A 17286-nucleotide genomic window follows, 5' to 3' on the forward strand; every position below is an offset into this window, starting at 1 on the left:
TGACATGGGGTCCATTTTAGTTATAATAATTATGACTATCATTCTTCTTTTTATATTTTATTTAAACAATATATTTATATTAATAAGTTTTTATAATATATATGAGAATACAGAAATGAAATGACTTAAGCTTCCTAAGATAATAAATATGTGAAATATCTCGTGAAAACCAAACTTGCCAAATTTAAGCATTTTAGGCTTTAAAGCATATATAACCCCTCCAACAGTATAAAGAATACCACCAAGAACTAATAAGTATAAGCTAGCAGGATTAAGTACTTGAGATAATGGTTTAATCATAAATACTGCAGCCCATCCAAGTCCAATATAAAGAGAGGTTTGTAACCATCTTGGACAGTTAAACCAAAGCATTCTAAATAATATACCAGCAACTGCAATAGAAGCTATAGTTGTAAAGAAAACAGTTCCTTTAGAACCTCCAAGAGCAATTAAACAAAATGGCGCATAAGATCCAGCTATTAAAATGAAAATCATAGAATGATCCAGTTTTCTAAGTCTAAATATTATTTTTTCACTGGTTATTACACCATGATAAGTTGCGGAAACACTATATAATGAAATCAAACTTATACCAAATATAACGATGGAAACTATTGATACAGTGGAAGCATTATTAAGTAATCCTTTTGTTAACATTGCTATTAATGCAAAAAGTGATAAAATTGCTCCGATCCAATGAGTTAAGCTATTTATAGGTTCTCTTAAATATTTTTCCAAAATAAACACTCCTTCGCAGGTAGTTTTAAAAACTACGTATTGTTAGTATTATATTAATAATATATAGTTAAAAAGTCAAAGTCCATAAAAGTTCAAATTTTCAAAAAAATTAATATATTATATTAATTTTCTTGAAATATCTTAACAATACTAGTATATTTAATATAGATACATTAATAAGTAGTTTGAAAAACTACATGGAGGTACATATGAATATTACTGAATTAAGAGAAAAGCTTGATGAGCTAAATTTAAATAATCAATTAACATTAGAAGAAATTCCTGAGATAGATTTATATATGGATCAAGTAATCCAACTTTTTGATGGTAAATTTAATGAATCTAAAAGAAATGAAGAAGATAAAGCATTGACGAAAACAATGATTAATAATTATGCTAAAGGCAAACTTTTAATGTCTATTAAAAACAAAAAATATAGTAAAGAACATTTAATATTAATGAGTCTTATTTATAATTTAAAAGGTGCATTATCAATAGGAGATATAAAAAGTTCATTAGATAAAATAGTTAAAGATTTAGAATCTAAAGAAAGTTATCCAATAAGAAATTTATACAATTTATATTTAAGTCAATATGAAGAAGACCTAAAAGATGTAAAAAAATCTATTGAAAATAAATTTGATAGTATAAATGATATGATTTTAAAAGAAGAAGAATTAAATTCAGATGAATTTGAAAAAAACTTTTTGTTGCTTTGTTCGCTAATTAACATGAGTAATACTTATAGAAAAATGGGTGAAAAATTAATAGATGATTATTTTAGTAAACTATAAGAGAGATTAGTATGAAAATATATAAAGACCTACTACTTATGAAAATAAATTTATAAGTAGTAGGTCTTTTCACTAAAAAATAATGATAAATATTTGGAAAAAATTATATTATATGTCCAAAATAAGGTGAGTTATTTCGTATATAAGGTAAAGTAAATAATAAAGGAGATTTAATATGAATGATAGAGAAATATTTAAAGAGCTAAATGGCATTAATTATAATGAGCAAGAAGTTAAGGAATATATGAAATTTTCTAATATTGAGGATAAGAAATTAAGAAGCATAACAAATGATGTAAAAACAAATTTAGCAAAAGAAAAACTTATGGAAGCTTGTATTTATGTTGAAGAAAGATTATTAGAAAAGGATGAAGTAATAGAAAAGATAATAAAGGGTACAGATCCAGATATGCTTATGGTAGCTACTGGAGCAAATTTAATGGTTAATGCACCTTTTATGACTGGGGATGGATATTCTTTTAATGTATTAATGTTTTGTACTAATAAAAGAATTATATTAGTTAATTCAAATTATTATAATAGAATGCAAGGAATAAAAATATATAATAAAGAAGATATAAAAGATATGCTGGTTGGAAAAGATGTAAAGAAAAAGTATAGATTTAAAATTCAATTAGATTATAAGAGAAATAAGAAAGGTGCAATAGCAAGCTTATTATTTATGCTATTTATGACACACGTACTTTCAAATGTATTATCAAAGTTTGCATATATGCTATTAGGGGAATCTGAATTAATAGGGGCTGTGACTTATTTTATTTTAATAATACCTATCGCTTATTTCTTTCTTACCAGGAAAAAACTTGAGTCAGAAGTTCTTATAGAATTTAGTAATGGTAAGTTTAAGGATTTATTAATAAGAAATGTAGACTGTGATGAAATACAAGAATATTTATCTGATAAATATAAATAATTTTCTATAGGGGGATAGTGTTTTGGAAGATAATGAAATACTTTTGGACTTAATGAATGGCGAGCAATTTGCATTAGATAATTTATCAAGAACTTATGGGAAATTAATTTATGGAGTAATAAATAAGGTTCTTTGTGATTATTCAGAGATAAATGATGTGGATGAATGCTTTAATGATGTTTTAATAGCTCTTTGGAGAAATATAGATTGCTATGATAGAACAAAGGGAAGTTTAAGAAATTTTTTAATTTCAGTTGCTAAATATAAGGCTATTGATTATAAACGAAAAATAAATAAAAGAAAAATAAATTTAGAACTTAAGGAAGAAATTATAGATATTGGAATAAATGAAAATATGGAATTAGATAATGAAGAATTTTATATTTTATTAGAAAGTTTAAAGGAGGAAGATAAGAAAATATTTATAAAAAGGTATTTACTTGATGAGTCAATAGAAAAAATATCTGGAGATTTAAAGTTAAGTAAAGATTTAATTTATAAAAGACTAAGCAGAGGAAGAGATAAGATTAAAAACGAGTTAATAAATAGTTAATATTTATATATTTTATTCAAGAATTAAAACAGTTAAAGGAATTTTATAATAACTACTTATACGAAATTAAAATAATTTATTAAATTAATGATTATATAATGCTACTATTGATAACATTAGCATAAAATTAATAGAGTAATTAATGCAATTATTAATTTAAAGGAGTATGAGTTCTTGTATAGAATTAATTATATTCAGCCAAATAATCCGACATATGAAGAAAGAAAGAATATGGTCAGAATAGCACTTGAGGAAGTAGGAAGGTTAGAAGACTTTGATAATTTACTGGAATTACTTGCGCCGCCAAAGGAGATTACAAATATTGCTTCACCTGGTATTGCTAAAGGAAAAGGGATTAAAGTAGGAATTATAGGAGCTGGAGTGGCAGGGTTATCTGCTGCATTTGAACTTAGAAAACTTGGTTTTGATATAACTATATTTGAACAACAAAAGCAAAGAATAGGAGGAAGGATATATACTCACTATTTCGATAAAGAAAGAGATCTTTATGGTGAATTAGGGGCAATGAGAATACCAGCAATACATGAAGCAGCATGGCATTATATAGATCTTTTCAAGTTGCCAACAAGTAAGTTTGTTGAAAATAATCCCAATACGTATATATATATAAGGAATACTCGCGCAAGAAATAACCCACAAGGGATAGGGGTTTCAAGAGAAATATATCCACAATTCAATTTGACAGCAGCTGAGAAAGAGTTGTCATGGAGGCAGCTTATAGGATTAGGGCTAGAAAAGGAATTATATAAAATAGACCCAGAAACAAGAAGGGAATTAGTAGAGATAAAAAAAGAATACTCACCTCAAATAAATGCATTAGGGGATTTGAGTATAAGAAGAGTAATGGAGTTAAATGGATTAAGCCAAGGCGCCATGGAATTAATAGCTTCAATAAGCAGCTTTTTAGGATATTTTTATTATAATAGTTACATGGAAAACTTACAGGAGCAGTACACTGTGGATTATGCTTTCAGGTATTATATAAATGGAGGATTTGCAAATTTACCAAATGCTTTTTATAGCTCATTAATATCGGGAAATCCAAAAGAATATATAAATATACCCCAAAGTGATTTAGGGACTGTGACTTTTAAAATGGGCAGAAGTGTAAATGAAATGCACCTAGATAGTGATAAAAATAAGGTCCGTATTTATTATAGCTATGAAGATAGACCAGAGCCAGTATATTCTGAAGAATTTGACTATGTAATTTGTGCAATTCCCTTTTCTTCACTTAGAAATATTGATTTATATCCAATGTTTTCTACAGATAAAATGCAAGCTATAAGGGCCTTAAATTATACTCAATCACAAAAAACATTATTTTTATGTAATGACCGTTTTTGGGAAAAGGAGCCGGCTAAAATAGTGGGAGGAAGCTCTATAACGGACTTAGTTATATCAACAATATGGTACCCAAATAACCCTACTATAAATAATACTAATAGAAGAATAAAGGAATCTAAGAAGCATAAGAGGCAAATAACGTGGGACAACCCTGGGGTACTTTTAGCATCATATAATTTAAATCAAGATGCAATAAGATTAGGAAATAATCAGCCTTATATTGATAGAGTAAAAAGACAAGTAGAAAATGTTCATGGTCTACCATTAGATTACCTTAACTCAATAGTTGAAGATTACAAACTAATACAATGGGACCAAAAAGATGGCTTTTTTGGCGCATTTTGTTATTACCTACCACAACAACAAAGATTATTTGCTTATTCTTCAGCAAAATCAGAATATAATGAAAGAGTTTATTTTGCAGGTGAACATGTATCAACGGCACACGGATGGCTTCAAGGTTCCTTTAATAGTGCTATGAAGGCAGCCAATGATATAGCTGCTCATTATAAAAATAATTTTATTAATTAAAGCAAAATAATATTATAAAAAGTATATTAATAGATTACCTTGATATTGATCTATTAATATACTTTTTTTAAGGGATTATTATTAACTATTTAATCTAAAATGCTTTTTAAATCCATTAAGCAATTAATTTCATAAGTAGGTGTAATCTTTGATTTATTAGTACTTTTATTAGGGTTATACCAACAAGTATCTATACCGAAGTTTATACCACCTTGTATATCTGAGGTTAAGCTATCTCCAACCATTAAAACTTTACTTTTATCAGTATAATTAATAGAACTTAAGGTAATTTCAAATATTTTTGGATCTGGTTTAGCTACTTGTAATTCTTCTGATATAGCTATAGTTTCAAAATAATTAGAAATAATAGATTTTCCAACTCTTTTATTTTGAACTTCTTTTAATCCATTGGTAATTATAGCAAGTCTATGGTTTTTGCTTATATCTTCAATTAACTGAACACTTTCATTATATAAAAAAGAAGCATCAGATAAATGATTCATGTAAGCTCTAGCAAAATCTACTTCATTAAAATATATCCCAAGTTTATTTGATAATCTTTTAAATCTCTCGACTTTTAACATTTCTTGGGAAATACTGCCTTCTTCAAATTCTTTCCATACTTTAGCGTTTATATCTGAATAAATTTTTAAATGATAATCTTCATTATAGCTTAAATTAAACTCACGCATAGAGTTCTCAAAAGCATATTTTTCAGATTTTCTAAAATCAAATAAGGTTTCATCTGCATCAAATAATATAAGTTCGTATTTCATATTAACCCCCATATAATTAATATTTACTAAGCGTATTGCTTATATAATAAACTGTCATAACCTTATAATTAAATTACAGTATTTATATTAATTTGGATATGACATATGTCATTATATGAGAGAAGTCATTAAATATTTTTAGAAAAATATTCTATAAAGAAGCATAGTGCTCAGCTGCGATACAAATAAAGTAACTTAATCCAGTTTGTATATTTTCTAACATTTCGCGATGAAATTCATCAGATAAAAAGAATCGTGATTGTGCTACAAAGCCGTCTTTATCAATTTCTATATCATTTTTTAAGAAATTAATATGATTTTTAATGGCTTCCATTATCTTATCATCATTAGGACTTAAATTATTTTTTAGTGAATTAGCCATGAAATCCATAAACTTAGTAGCTTCAGCTGCCTTTTTATTCATTTCATTAGTATTTATTTCATCTGTATTTAATTCTATATTATATTTATTTTCTAAATGTTTATTTTGATCTTTAAAGATAACTGTCCATTCTTCCTTATTTAAACCTGTAAACATATTTTTCTTATTCATACTCTTACCATTCCTTTCATATTCTATTGTTTTATTTATTGTTTGTAAAATATTAGTCAACTTTTTTTGACGTGCTTCAAGTAGCTTTTGTTGTTCATATAGGATCATTAACCTATTTGGTTCACTTTCTAAAGAAACTTTTATCTTTTCTAATGAAAAATCTAACTCTTTATAAAACAATATTTGTTGTAGTTTTTCAAGTTCTTTATCACCATAATATCTATAACCATTTTGAGTTATCTCTTGTGGTAATAATAATCCTATTTTTTGATAGTGATAAAGAGTCTTTATTGTTGTTCCGGATAACCTTGCAACCTCTTTAACTGTATATAGCATTTTTTCTCACCTCGTTTTCAGTATAAAGTCAGACCTAAGGTTGGAGTCAATAGAATTTATTATAATAAATTAGAAAAAACTTATTCAATATAAAAATGGTAATTTTAAGGAATTAGGGTTATAATGTATGATAAAAATAAATTTAATATAAATATTAAATCTATGAAGGATAATAAGCAAAATATATTTTATCAAATTAATAAAGGTGTGGTGAGTAATTTATTATGAAAAGCAGTAAGATTCAAAAACCTAAGTTTCTAGATGAGCTTGAAGAAGTAATAGATATTACAGAAGAAATAATTGAAGCAGATAAAATTCAAAATAAGGTAGTAGAAAATATAACAATAGAAAATATGATGAGTAAGGGAATTACAATAGACTCTTGTATATTTAAGAATGTTATATTTGAAAACGCTTCACTTAGAAATATAGATTTATTAGATGCAATATTTGAAAATTGTGATTTATCTAATATTGACTTAGGTGATGGGAGCATACATAGAGTAGAATTTATTAATTGTAAGCTACTTGGAGCAAAATTAGATGAGTGTAATATAAAGGATGTAAAATTTCACAAGAATATTGGAAAATATATAAACTTATCTTATTCAAAGTTAAAAAATGTAAGTGTAGAAGAATGTAATTTTAAAGAAGGTATATTTCAACAGGTAAAGTTAGAAAAGGTTAGTTTTAATAATACTGATTTAACCAATGCATATTTTAGCAAAACATCATTAAATAAAGTAGATTTAACTACTTGTGAGATTGCAGGTATAGATGTTGAAATAAATGATATATCAGGAGCAATAGTAAATAGTATTCAAGGCTTGGATTTAACTAGGTTAATGAATTTGACTATTAAGTAATAACCCAAAACAAATATTTAATACAAAGAAGAGGACAATAGAAAATTTTAAACTATAAAATTTTCTATTGTCTTTTTTAGATATGATTATTAAGCTTTCATAATTTAGTTAATGTTACTATAGAAAGGTTTCAGTATTAAATTAGTTAATTTTTTCCAAAGCACCCCATTGGTTTGTGCCAGGAGTTTCACCTTGTGTCCACCATTTAGCTCTATATTTAACACCGTTATACATAACAACATCGCCAGCTACATAAGCTTTGGTTGGGCTATAGGTTGGTATTTCAGGAGTTGTATTATCAATTACTGTGATTATTGCTTTAGCAGTAGCGTTTAAACCTTTACTATCAGTAACTGAGTAAGTTAAATTGTAAGTTCCAGCTTTAGTTGTATCAACAGTACCAGAAACAATTATTTTATTTGTTAAATCACCATCTTCTTTATCAGAGGCAGTTATACCAGCTAAAGGATTAAAAGAATCGCCAATGTATATTTGTTTATTAGTAGCCCCATTAATTACTGGAGCAGTATTATCTTCTGGAGATGTTGCGTTACCATAAATAAATTGTCTTCCCATTTCAGGAGATGTTGAATACATTCTTTGTGACAATTCAACACTTACTAAACCATTTAGGTTACCTATAGATTCAGCAATGTTTAAATCAAAAGATACTGTTTGACCAGGTTTCATAAGCTTTCCATCATATGATCCAGAAAAGTCTATTACGTAATATCCGTTTTCTTGCTTAACTGCAGGACTTGGATATTGAGCACCTGTTATAGTAATACCATTTGTCTTAATATAAAGCTTTACATTTTTTAGAGTTTTAGCTGCAGTTTCAACAGAACTAAGAACTTCACCAGATTCACTTAGTTTCTCATTGTTGGTAAAGCTTAAATTTATTACACTACCGCTTCCCCATGCAGGTTTACTTGTAGTTAATTTAGAAGTCACATTAAGCTTATTATAAGTTATGGTATAGTTGTCTAGACTGCCGGATCCAAATAATGCTTCCTTGGTTACTTTTGTAAGTTCATCATGTTTAGTAGATGTTGTTTTAGCATCTTGTGAAGCCATCCAAGCAATCATTCCACCTAAGTTATGCTCTTTAACATATTTAACTTTTTCTTGTATTGATCTTGCATTATCATAGGTAAAGAATGCACCTGTTGTTTCATTATATAAATAAGGAGCTTTAGCACTATCGTCCCAATATTCTTTTAGGCCAGTATATTTTGCTTTTAGTTGGTTAAGAGCATTGTATGACCATACTCCACCAGCACGACCACCTTCACCATTTTTTATAGGAGCTTCATTAAGAGCTCCTGGAGTTGGAGTAAGGTCTGCATCTTTATTAACAACTGCAGCTGTTCCAAACAACCCAGGATTAGAAGCATCTGGTCCATTATTGCTTACTTTTTCCCAGCCACGTGTATAATAAGCTGCTCCAATAACTATTTTTTCTGGTTTAGCTCCATTTGCAATATAATAATTAACGCTTTCATCAACAGAAAGGCATTCTCCTTTAAATGGAGAATTAGGATTAGTGTAAAGTGCTGTTTGATGACCGCTAACTGTACTCCATGCACCAGCCATATCGTAAGTCATAATATTTGCAAAATCAACTACATTAAATAATTTTGCTACATCTATTCCTTCATCAACTTTAGCTTTACCAGCAGGGATAGCAACTGAAAGTTCATAAGTTTTTCCAAGCTCAGCACCTTGTTTATTTAAAGCATTCTTTAAATCTTGCAATAAAATTATGAAGTTTTCTTTGTCAGCAGGAGTTGCTTTAGTAGTTCCTTCGTCGTTAGTATTATCAACTTTATCTGGATCTCTAAGGCTAGCTGGATACTCCCAATCTATATCAACAAAATCCATATTAGTATATTTAATAAACGCCATAACATTTTTTACAAAGTTTGCTCTTACTGATGGATTAGCAGCTATAACTGAGAAGTCACCTGATTTAGACCAGCCACCTAAAGATACTCCTATTTTTAGGTTAGGATTTTCACTTTTTAATACTTGAAATGCATTTAGAATACCTCCATTTACATCTCCATAGGTTACGCCAGCATTTCCTAAAGGATGACCAGTAGCAGCATCTTTATCAGTGAATTTTAAAACACCTTGTGCATCAAAATCTACAAATGCAAAATTAAGGTGAGTTAATTGATCAGCAGGAATATCCTTAGGATAGAAGTTGCCTTGACCTCCCCAAATTGACCAGTCTCCATAATACATTACATTACGATACTTTTGAGTAGATTGTTGAACTGCATTAGGTGCAAAATCGGTAGTTTTATTAACAGTAGCCCTAACTGGAGTAACACCTGTTATAAGCATTGCTGCTATTGCTGTTAATGCGACAATAGGCTTTGATTTTTTATAAAGTTTTTTCCTTATCATAATATTAAATCCCCTTTACAAATAAATTTCCAATCTTATTTAATTTATTTTTTTTCCATGGGCCCCATTGAGCTGCACCAGGGGTTTCTCCTTGAGTCCACCATTTAGCTTTATACATAACTCCGTTGTATAAAACTATATCTCCAGCTACATATACCTTATTTGGACTGTATGTCTGAATTGAAGAATCGATTACTGTTATTTTAGAACTTACAGTAGTTGATAAGCCTTTACTATCAGAAACTGTATAGTTTACATTGTAGATTCCAGCTTTAGATGTATCAACTAAGCCAGTAACAATAATCTTATTAGTTAAATCACCATCTTCTTTGTCAGATGCAGTAACTCCTGCTAGAGGGCTAAATGTAGCTCCAATATTAATTTGTTTATCTGTAACACCGCTAATCACTGGAGCAGTATTATCGCTAGGAATTGCTGGTGAACCAAATTTAGAAAATATCTTTGAATGTTCATACTGAGAAGTTATTCCTTGATTATTTTCTATTTGAGAATCTCTATTTAGTGACCAATAAGAGGTCATTCCAATATTTTTAGATTTAGCATGGTCAACTACTAATTGAGACCATGCTGGAGTAAATATAGGATCTGAAGAGCTTTCATACCCTACAGATACTGTAGCACCAATTTTTGAATAAGCCTCAGAATCAGATAAAGTAGTAGTAGCAAATTTTTGGTAAGCTTCTTTTATTTGATTCTTTGTTGAGTCTATTGCTCGTATTGAGGCTGTGCCATAATTTTCTCCAGGTAGCAAAGTACCACTTCCATAGCACATAGCCATTATATTTATATATTTTAGAGTAACATTATTAGATAAATAGGCATCTAATAAATCTATTTGAGTTTGAGTTAAACCAGATGGTAAAACAGGAACGGTTAATGTCACTTCTACTCCTGTAGTATCTTGTAACATCTTTACAGCCTTTGCATTAGCAATATTGCTTTGTTTATTTTGGGCTCCGCCTTCAACATCAAGATCTATTCTTGTTAATGCATATCCATTCACTATGTCTAAATAGGTATTATAAAGAACATTAACATCTTGAGAAGTTTGCCAAAATGCAGTTCCACCAGCACCACCAAAGGATATAGCTGCATCACCACCAATTGCTCTTAGGTCTTTTAGAGACTGTTTTATTCCGTTGTATTGACTATCATTTTTACCTTCGCTTAAAACAGAATATCCTCCCCAGCCCCAATTAATTTTTCCATTTGTAACACTACCAGTTGATTGTATAAAAGCTAAGTTAAAGTATTTTATGCTAGTTTCATCTGATAGCTTTTTAAGATTAGCAGCTCCTCCGCCATCATTCCCCATATAATATCCATTTTTAGTTACCCAGCCAACCATATCAACATAGGGAGCATTAACTTGGACAGGCCAGTTTTTTATTCCAATACCAGCATTATAACTACCAACATTTGTAGCTGCCTTAGTAATAAATGAAGTAGATATAAGTGTAACGAAAGCTATCAAAAGTGTGCAAATAACTTTTTTAAGAAAGTTTTTCTTCAATTATATTTACCTCCTAACAATATATTTATTTATTCTCATCTGTATATTGAATGAGGATCTTTTTGGAGTAGGTAAATATCTAATAATTTGATATTAGATTTAAAGTAAGTTAGGTATTTTTATAAAAATAAGAGACTCACTTTAAACATTTGTACATCTAAAAGGAAAAATCAGGTGTTTATTAAAAACTTAAGAACACTTTAATTAGTATACAAAATGCGCATTTTATACACTAAGAAATGTTTATAAAAGAGTTTGTTAGATATCCCAATAAAGTACTTGGATACTAAATGGAACATATTAAATGTAATTTATTAGGATTTGTCTGAAGTGTTTATTAGTTCCTATATTGATTGAAGTGACAATGAGTTTTTTAGGAACAAAAAGGTTAATAAATAATAAGCGATGATGCTTAGTATTTCATCGAAGGTAACGATATCACCTCCTTTACAATAAATGGAACACACCATTTATTTACAATATAAACTATTAGTAAATTAATAGCAATACTTTTAAATAAAAAGTCGAACGATTAACAGTATTTTACAAATTTTGTATGTTATTTACGAATTGGAATTAAAAAGAATAGAGTGAATAGAATTAAAAAATATAGATTATTGAATTTAAAATAATAAATATATGTATTACAAGATATACTTCCAGTAAATGTAGATAGCATATATAATATATAATATAAAAATTAACCATTATTTAAACTTAACAGGCAAAGGTGTAACAATAGGTATAATTGATACTGGAATAGATTATTTAAATAAGGAGTTTATAAGGGAAGATGGGACATCGAGAATAATTAAAATATGGGATCAGACAGTGACTAAAAATACAAAAGGTAATGTATATATAGGTTCTGAATATTCTAATGATGATATAAATAGAGCAATTGCTAATAGCAAGAAAGGATTAGATCCATATGAAATAGTACCAAGCAAAGATGAAGTAGGGCATGGAACTAGCATGGCAGGAATAATAGGAGCGAGAGGATATAACCCTGATATAGAAGGTGTTGCTAATGATTGTGAATTTATAATAGTAAAACTATTACCATCTCCTAATTACCAAAAAATATTAAGAGAAAATAATTTACCTATTATACCTGCTTATAATAGTTCTGAAGTATTATCCTCAATTGAGTATTTAAGAAGATCAGCATATAAATTAAGAAGGCCAATAATATTATATTTAGGGGTTGGCAGTTATAATGGTAGCCATGATGGATATAATATCACAAGCAGATTTATAACATCAATTGCAAGAAAACGGGATATAGTGTTTGTAAATGGTACTGGTAATGCAGGAAATGATGAGGGGCATGCTACTAATTTTATATCAAACAATGGAGAAATTAAAATTATAGAGTTAGTTAGAATAATAGATACAGGAATAGATTATTAAGTGATGAATTTAAAGATATTCATGGAAAAACTAGAATAAGTGAGATATGGGATCAAAGCATAGGATTTAATACTATGAGATTGAGTATAGATAATAGAATTGATATTATAAATGGAAGTAGTTTGGCAGCGACTATAGGAGCTGGTGCATGTGTTTTGGTGTTTGAATGGGGAATAATTAATTTTTATAAAATATTTGAAAATATGCTATAGCTACATAGTATTAGTCTATGTATATATAGTTTAATACTATATAATATTTATATATTAAATTAAATATATAAATTAAAGGTATATTAATCAATTATATAATATATTAGAAACACCTTAATATAAAAAAAGGAAGGCGTAGGAAGAATGACATATAGTACAACTCTATTAATTATTTGTCCATTGATATTTATTGCGGGATTTATAGATGCAGTAGCAGGAGGGGGTGGATTAATATCTTTGCCAGCATATATATTTGCAGGGGTACCAATACATATTGCATATGGAACTAATAAGTTTGCAAACTGTATTGGTACAAGCGTAGCATCAGTTAAATTTTTTAAAAGTGGTAATATAAAGATAAAGCCTGCGATGATATCAGCAGTAGGAGCACTTATAGGATCATGGATTGGAGCGCAATTAGTTGTTCTATTAGAAGAAAAGTATTTAAAGTATTCATTAATAATAATTTTACCAATAGTTGCTGTATTTCTGCTGTTTAATAGAAATTTTGGACAAGAAAATAATACTAAAGATTTAAAAGTAACTAAGATTTATATTTTATCATTTGTAATAGGTTTAATAATTGGAGCTTATGATGGATTTTTTGGACCAGGAACCGGAACTTTTTTAGTTTTAGCATTTACAAGTGTTTGTGGATTTAGCATAATAACATCATCAGGTAATGCAAAGATAGTAAATTTAGCATCAAATTTAGCTGCTTTAATAGTATATCTATTAAATGGAAAAGTTAATTTTTCAATAGGAATACCAGCTGCTATATGTGCAATTTTAGGAAATTACCTAGGAGCTCAACTAGCAATAAGAAATGGAATTAAGTTTATAAAACCTGTAATGGTTTTTGTGATAATATTACTGTTTTCAAAAGTAATATATGAATTCATTTAAAAAACTCCTATTGGAGTTTTTTTATTTTAAATTCTATATTATAATACAGTGATTTATTTTAAATAATATTTACTTCTATGGATAAACTAAACTTAATTAATTTAAACAAAGGAGAAGGTTTATGCATAAGAAGAATATAATTACCTACTTAATTATTTTTAATCTTTTGACTATATTGATAATATTATTAAGTAAAATAGCCATATTAAAGAATTTTGTAAAAGTGATATTTTCTATAGTTATTATACCGATAATATTCGGAATGTTCTTGTTTTACATATTAAAACCGCTAAATAAAGTATTTATAAAGAAGAAAATAAAAAATGGAAAAGCAGCAACTTTAACTTTATTAATTTTCTTTTTCATTGCATCTGGAATAATAAAGTATTTTGGCGATTATTTTATTGAACAATTTACAAATCTAAAGATAATATTTTTAAATATATTGAAAGAAAAGGGAATTCTATATGGAGTAGATGATATTATTAAAGGAGACTTATTAAAATTAGATTATTATAATAAATTTTTAGGAGATATACAAAAATATTCGATAATATTATTTAGTAGTTTAAGAGGAATATTTGGCAAAGGAATGCAATTATTTTCTGACATTTTACTTATTATATTAATAGTTTTTTATTTACTTAAGGATGAGGATAAAATTAAAGAAAATATAGCAAATATATTTCCTAGGAAATATAAGGATAGGGTTAGTGATTTTGTAGAAGAAAGTGATGAAGCTTTATCATTATATATTGTAGGTCAAGCTAAAGTAGCATTTTCATTAGCCTTAATGGTATATGTAGGCTATAGATTTATAGGAATGACAAGTCCGCTTCTATTAGCATCAATTACTTTTGTATTAGCATTTATACCGTTCATAGGCTTTTTTATATCTATGATAATTCCATATATTATAGCAATAGCTTTAGGTTGGCATATGGTTATAAAGCTGTCTGTGCTAGTTATCATAGCTCAGACACTTAAGGGAAGGCTTATTGTTCCTTTAATTATGGGAAAAACTATGAACATACATCCAATAACTGATATATTCTTGGTAGTTGGAGCAGCAAGTTTAGTTGGACCTATTGGAGCTTTTGTAATAGTACCTCTTTATGTTATTATTAAGATATTTTTCAAGTATTTTAATAAAGAAGTGGAAGAAAAGATAAAGGAATTTAAAGAATAAGGTAATTTATATAGAAAAAAAATATAAAAAAAATTATAATTAAAAAAAGAAATAACATTGGGGGATTAAAAAATGAGTTTTAGAAATCAACTTAAAGAGGCTAAGAGAATTGTAGTTAAAGTAGGAACTTCCACATTAACTTATGAGAATGGGAAAATAAATTTAACAAGGATAGAGAACCTTACAAGAGTACTATCTGATGTTATGAATTGTGGAAAAGAGGTTGTATTAGTAACCTCAGGGGCTATAGGAGTAGGAGTATCTAAATTAAAGTTAAAGGAAAAACCTAAGACAATAAGAGAAAAGCAAGCAGTTGCTGCAGTTGGACAATGTGAACTAATGCACATATATAGTAAATTCTTTGGAGAGTATAGTCATACAGTTGGGCAAGTTCTCTTAACAAGGGATGTAGTTGAAGATGATCATATAAGAGAAAATGTATGTAATACTTTTGAGACGTTAATAGAAAATCAAATAATACCAATAGTTAATGAAAATGATACTGTATCAATAGATGAGATAGAAAACATAGTTAGGTTTGGAGATAATGATAATTTATCAGCAATAGTAGCCAAATTGATTAAAGCTGACCTTTTAATAATATTATCTGATATAGATGGATTTTATGATTCAGATCCTAGAAAAAATTCCAATTCAAAATTAATTAAAGAAATAAAAAGTATAACACCACAACTAGAAGCTTGCTGTGGTGGTGCAGGAAGTAATCTTGGAACTGGTGGAATGATAACTAAACTTTCAGCAGCTAAAGTTGCAACTGAATCAGGAGTAAATATGGTTCTTGCAAATGGAGAAGAACCTAAGATAATTTTGAATATATTAAATGGTGAAGAAATAGGAACGCTTTTCACTAAAAAATAAAAATCAAGGGAGAGATAGAAATGCTAAGTATTTATGAGTTAGGTAGGAGAGCCAAAGAGGCATCTTATGATTTATCAATTTCTGAAACTACAGAAAAAAATAAAGCTTTAAATTTAATGGCAAAAGCTCTAATTGAAAATAAAAAATCAATCTTAGAAGCAAATGAACTTGATATAAAAATAGCTAAAGAAAAGGGTACTAAAGAAGCTATGATTGACAGGCTTAAACTGAATGAAGAAAGAATAGAAGGCATGGCTAAAGGGATTTTAGACATAATTTCATTGGAAGATCCAGTTGGAGAGGTTATAGAAATGTGGAAAAGACCTAATGGACTTCAAATTGGGAAAAAGAGAGTTCCTATTGGCGTTATTGGTATAATATATGAAGCTAGACCTAATGTAACTTCGGATGCTGCTGCACTATGTTTAAAAACAGGAAATGCAGTTGTTTTAAAAGGGGGAAGTGATGCCATAAACTCAAATAAAGCTATAGTTAAGGCTTTAGCAAAAGCAGTTGAAGAATCTGGATTACCTCTTAATTCCATTCAGTTAATAGAAGATACAAGTAGAGAAGCTGCAAGTGATATGATGAGACTAAATGAATATATAGACGTTTTAATTCCAAGGGGGGGAGCAGGGCTTATAAAGGCTGTTGTAAATAATGCTACAGTTCCAGTAATTGAAACTGGAATTGGAAATTGTCATATATATGTAGATGAAGATTGTGATTTTGATATGGCAAGAGATATAATAATAAATGCTAAAACTTCAAGACCAGCAGTTTGTAATGCAGTAGAAAAAATGATTATAAATGAAAAAGTAGCTGATAAGTTTTTACCAATTATAATTGAAGCATTAAGAAAAAAAGATGTTGAAGTAAGAGGAGATGAAAAAGTAAAAGCTATAGTAAATGATATTAAAGGTGCTACTGAAGAAGATTGGAGCAAGGAGTATTTAGATTATATAATAGGGGCTAAAATCGTAAAAGATGTTGATGAAGCAATATCTCACATCAATAAATATGGCTCAGGTCATTCAGAAGCAATAGTAACAAATAGCTATAAAAATTCTCAAAGGTTCTTAAACAAAGTTAATGCGGCAGCGGTTTATATTAATGCATCAACAAGATTTACGGATGGTGGAGAATTTGGATTTGGTGCAGAAATAGGAATAAGCACTCAAAAATTACATGCAAGAGGACCAATGGGACTTAAGGAGCTTACAACTATTAAATATATAATTTATGGAAACGGACAAATTAGATAAATCAAAATTAAAATCAACCAACAA

Annotated in this window: 16 protein-coding genes; 11 read left to right on the forward strand and 5 right to left on the reverse strand. The window is 28.3% G+C overall.

Features of this window, described 5'->3' with window-relative positions:
• Window positions 1-90: 90 nt before the first annotated feature.
• Complete coding sequence (locus tag AAT22_RS00265; protein WP_046999882.1) at window positions 91-738, reverse strand: hemolysin III family protein; 648 nt, start codon at window positions 736-738, stop codon at window positions 91-93.
• 209 nt (window positions 739-947) lie between these two features.
• Between AAT22_RS00265 and AAT22_RS00270 the strand changes: the two genes are divergently transcribed.
• The 4 genes from AAT22_RS00270 to AAT22_RS00285 all read left to right on the forward strand — a co-directional run bounded on the left by AAT22_RS00270 (window position 948) and on the right by AAT22_RS00285 (window position 4918).
• Entirely contained in the window at window positions 948-1532 is a 585-nt protein-coding gene (locus AAT22_RS00270) for a DUF1836 domain-containing protein (RefSeq protein ID WP_046999883.1), read from the forward strand.
• 175 nt (window positions 1533-1707) lie between these two features.
• Window positions 1708-2466 (forward strand): hypothetical protein, encoded by a 759-nt coding sequence (locus AAT22_RS00275; RefSeq protein WP_046999884.1) that lies wholly within the window; start codon window positions 1708-1710, stop codon window positions 2464-2466.
• 22 nt (window positions 2467-2488) lie between these two features.
• A complete protein-coding gene (locus tag AAT22_RS00280; protein WP_016206971.1) occupies window positions 2489-3019 on the forward strand; it encodes a sigma-70 family RNA polymerase sigma factor in 531 nt (176 codons plus the stop codon).
• A gap of 231 nt (window positions 3020-3250) precedes the next feature.
• Window positions 3251-4918 (forward strand): NAD(P)/FAD-dependent oxidoreductase, encoded by a 1668-nt coding sequence (locus tag AAT22_RS00285; protein WP_046999894.1) that lies wholly within the window; start codon window positions 3251-3253, stop codon window positions 4916-4918.
• An 89-nt stretch (window positions 4919-5007) separates the two neighbouring features.
• On the opposite strand, the gene AAT22_RS00290 is transcribed toward AAT22_RS00285, so the two are convergent.
• Together AAT22_RS00290 and AAT22_RS00295 are read right to left on the reverse strand one after the other, a co-directional pair.
• The gene (locus AAT22_RS00290; RefSeq protein ID WP_046999885.1) at window positions 5008-5694 is read right to left on the reverse strand and encodes a YjjG family noncanonical pyrimidine nucleotidase; all 687 of its coding nucleotides are present in this window, start codon (window positions 5692-5694) and stop codon (window positions 5008-5010) included.
• A gap of 151 nt (window positions 5695-5845) precedes the next feature.
• The gene (locus AAT22_RS00295; protein WP_046999886.1) at window positions 5846-6583 is read right to left on the reverse strand and encodes a MerR family transcriptional regulator; all 738 of its coding nucleotides are present in this window, start codon (window positions 6581-6583) and stop codon (window positions 5846-5848) included.
• Window positions 6584-6807: 224 nt separating this feature from the next.
• Between AAT22_RS00295 and AAT22_RS00300 the strand changes: the two genes are divergently transcribed.
• Entirely contained in the window at window positions 6808-7449 is a 642-nt protein-coding gene (locus AAT22_RS00300) for a pentapeptide repeat-containing protein (protein WP_046999887.1), read from the forward strand.
• 141 nt (window positions 7450-7590) lie between these two features.
• Here the strand turns inward: AAT22_RS00300 and AAT22_RS00305 are convergent, their stop codons facing one another.
• Window positions 7591-9864: a glycosyl hydrolase family 18 protein gene (locus tag AAT22_RS00305; protein WP_046999888.1), complete on the reverse strand. Its 2274-nt coding sequence runs from the start codon at window positions 9862-9864 to the stop codon at window positions 7591-7593.
• Between the two features lie 4 nt (window positions 9865-9868).
• A complete protein-coding gene (locus tag AAT22_RS00310) occupies window positions 9869-11398 on the reverse strand; it encodes an immunoglobulin-like domain-containing protein (protein ID WP_046999889.1) in 1530 nt (509 codons plus the stop codon).
• Between the two features lie 783 nt (window positions 11399-12181).
• Between AAT22_RS00310 and AAT22_RS19380 the strand changes: the two genes are divergently transcribed.
• The 6 genes from AAT22_RS19380 to AAT22_RS00335 all read left to right on the forward strand — a co-directional run bounded on the left by AAT22_RS19380 (window position 12182) and on the right by AAT22_RS00335 (window position 17262).
• A complete protein-coding gene (locus AAT22_RS19380; protein ID WP_242849765.1) occupies window positions 12182-12811 on the forward strand; it encodes a S8 family serine peptidase in 630 nt (209 codons plus the stop codon).
• A 74-nt stretch (window positions 12812-12885) separates the two neighbouring features.
• Complete coding sequence (locus tag AAT22_RS18935; RefSeq protein WP_016206962.1) at window positions 12886-13023, forward strand: hypothetical protein; 138 nt, start codon at window positions 12886-12888, stop codon at window positions 13021-13023.
• A 144-nt stretch (window positions 13024-13167) separates the two neighbouring features.
• Window positions 13168-13929 carry a TSUP family transporter gene (locus AAT22_RS00320; protein ID WP_046999890.1) on the forward strand — a complete coding sequence of 254 codons (762 nt, stop codon included), beginning with the start codon at window positions 13168-13170 and terminating at the stop codon, window positions 13927-13929.
• A 121-nt stretch (window positions 13930-14050) separates the two neighbouring features.
• Entirely contained in the window at window positions 14051-15118 is a 1068-nt protein-coding gene (locus AAT22_RS00325) for an AI-2E family transporter (RefSeq protein ID WP_046999891.1), read from the forward strand.
• 72 nt (window positions 15119-15190) lie between these two features.
• Entirely contained in the window at window positions 15191-15997 is an 807-nt protein-coding gene (proB, locus tag AAT22_RS00330) for a glutamate 5-kinase (protein WP_046999892.1), read from the forward strand.
• Between the two features lie 20 nt (window positions 15998-16017).
• Complete coding sequence (locus AAT22_RS00335) at window positions 16018-17262, forward strand: glutamate-5-semialdehyde dehydrogenase (RefSeq protein ID WP_046999893.1); 1245 nt, start codon at window positions 16018-16020, stop codon at window positions 17260-17262.
• Window positions 17263-17286 lie beyond the last annotated feature (24 nt).

The organism is Clostridium sp. C8, assembly GCF_001010885.1.
In the GTDB taxonomy this organism is placed as follows: Bacteria; Bacillota; Clostridia; order Clostridiales; family Clostridiaceae; genus Clostridium; species Clostridium sartagoforme.

Bases quoted from the DNA above. Each gene is read 5' to 3' on its own strand.
- AAT22_RS00270 (WP_046999883.1), top strand. From the start codon at position 948: ATGAATATTACTGAATTAAGAGAAAAGCTTGATGAGCTAAATTTAAAT.
- proB (WP_046999892.1), top strand. From the start codon at position 15,191: ATGAGTTTTAGAAATCAACTTAAAGAGGCTAAGAGAATTGTAGTTAAA.
- AAT22_RS00290 (WP_046999885.1), bottom strand. From the start codon at position 5,694: ATGAAATACGAACTTATATTATTTGATGCAGATGAAACCTTATTTGAT.
- AAT22_RS00295 (WP_046999886.1), bottom strand. From the start codon at position 6,583: ATGCTATATACAGTTAAAGAGGTTGCAAGGTTATCCGGAACAACAATA.
- AAT22_RS00320 (WP_046999890.1), top strand. From the start codon at position 13,168: ATGACATATAGTACAACTCTATTAATTATTTGTCCATTGATATTTATT.
- AAT22_RS18935 (WP_016206962.1), top strand. From the start codon at position 12,886: ATGAGATTGAGTATAGATAATAGAATTGATATTATAAATGGAAGTAGT.
- AAT22_RS00285 (WP_046999894.1), top strand. From the start codon at position 3,251: ATGGTCAGAATAGCACTTGAGGAAGTAGGAAGGTTAGAAGACTTTGAT.
- AAT22_RS00275 (WP_046999884.1), top strand. From the start codon at position 1,708: ATGAATGATAGAGAAATATTTAAAGAGCTAAATGGCATTAATTATAAT.
- AAT22_RS00300 (WP_046999887.1), top strand. From the start codon at position 6,808: ATGAAAAGCAGTAAGATTCAAAAACCTAAGTTTCTAGATGAGCTTGAA.
- AAT22_RS00305 (WP_046999888.1), bottom strand. From the start codon at position 9,864: ATGATAAGGAAAAAACTTTATAAAAAATCAAAGCCTATTGTCGCATTA.
- AAT22_RS00325 (WP_046999891.1), top strand. From the start codon at position 14,051: ATGCATAAGAAGAATATAATTACCTACTTAATTATTTTTAATCTTTTG.
- AAT22_RS00335 (WP_046999893.1), top strand. From the start codon at position 16,018: ATGCTAAGTATTTATGAGTTAGGTAGGAGAGCCAAAGAGGCATCTTAT.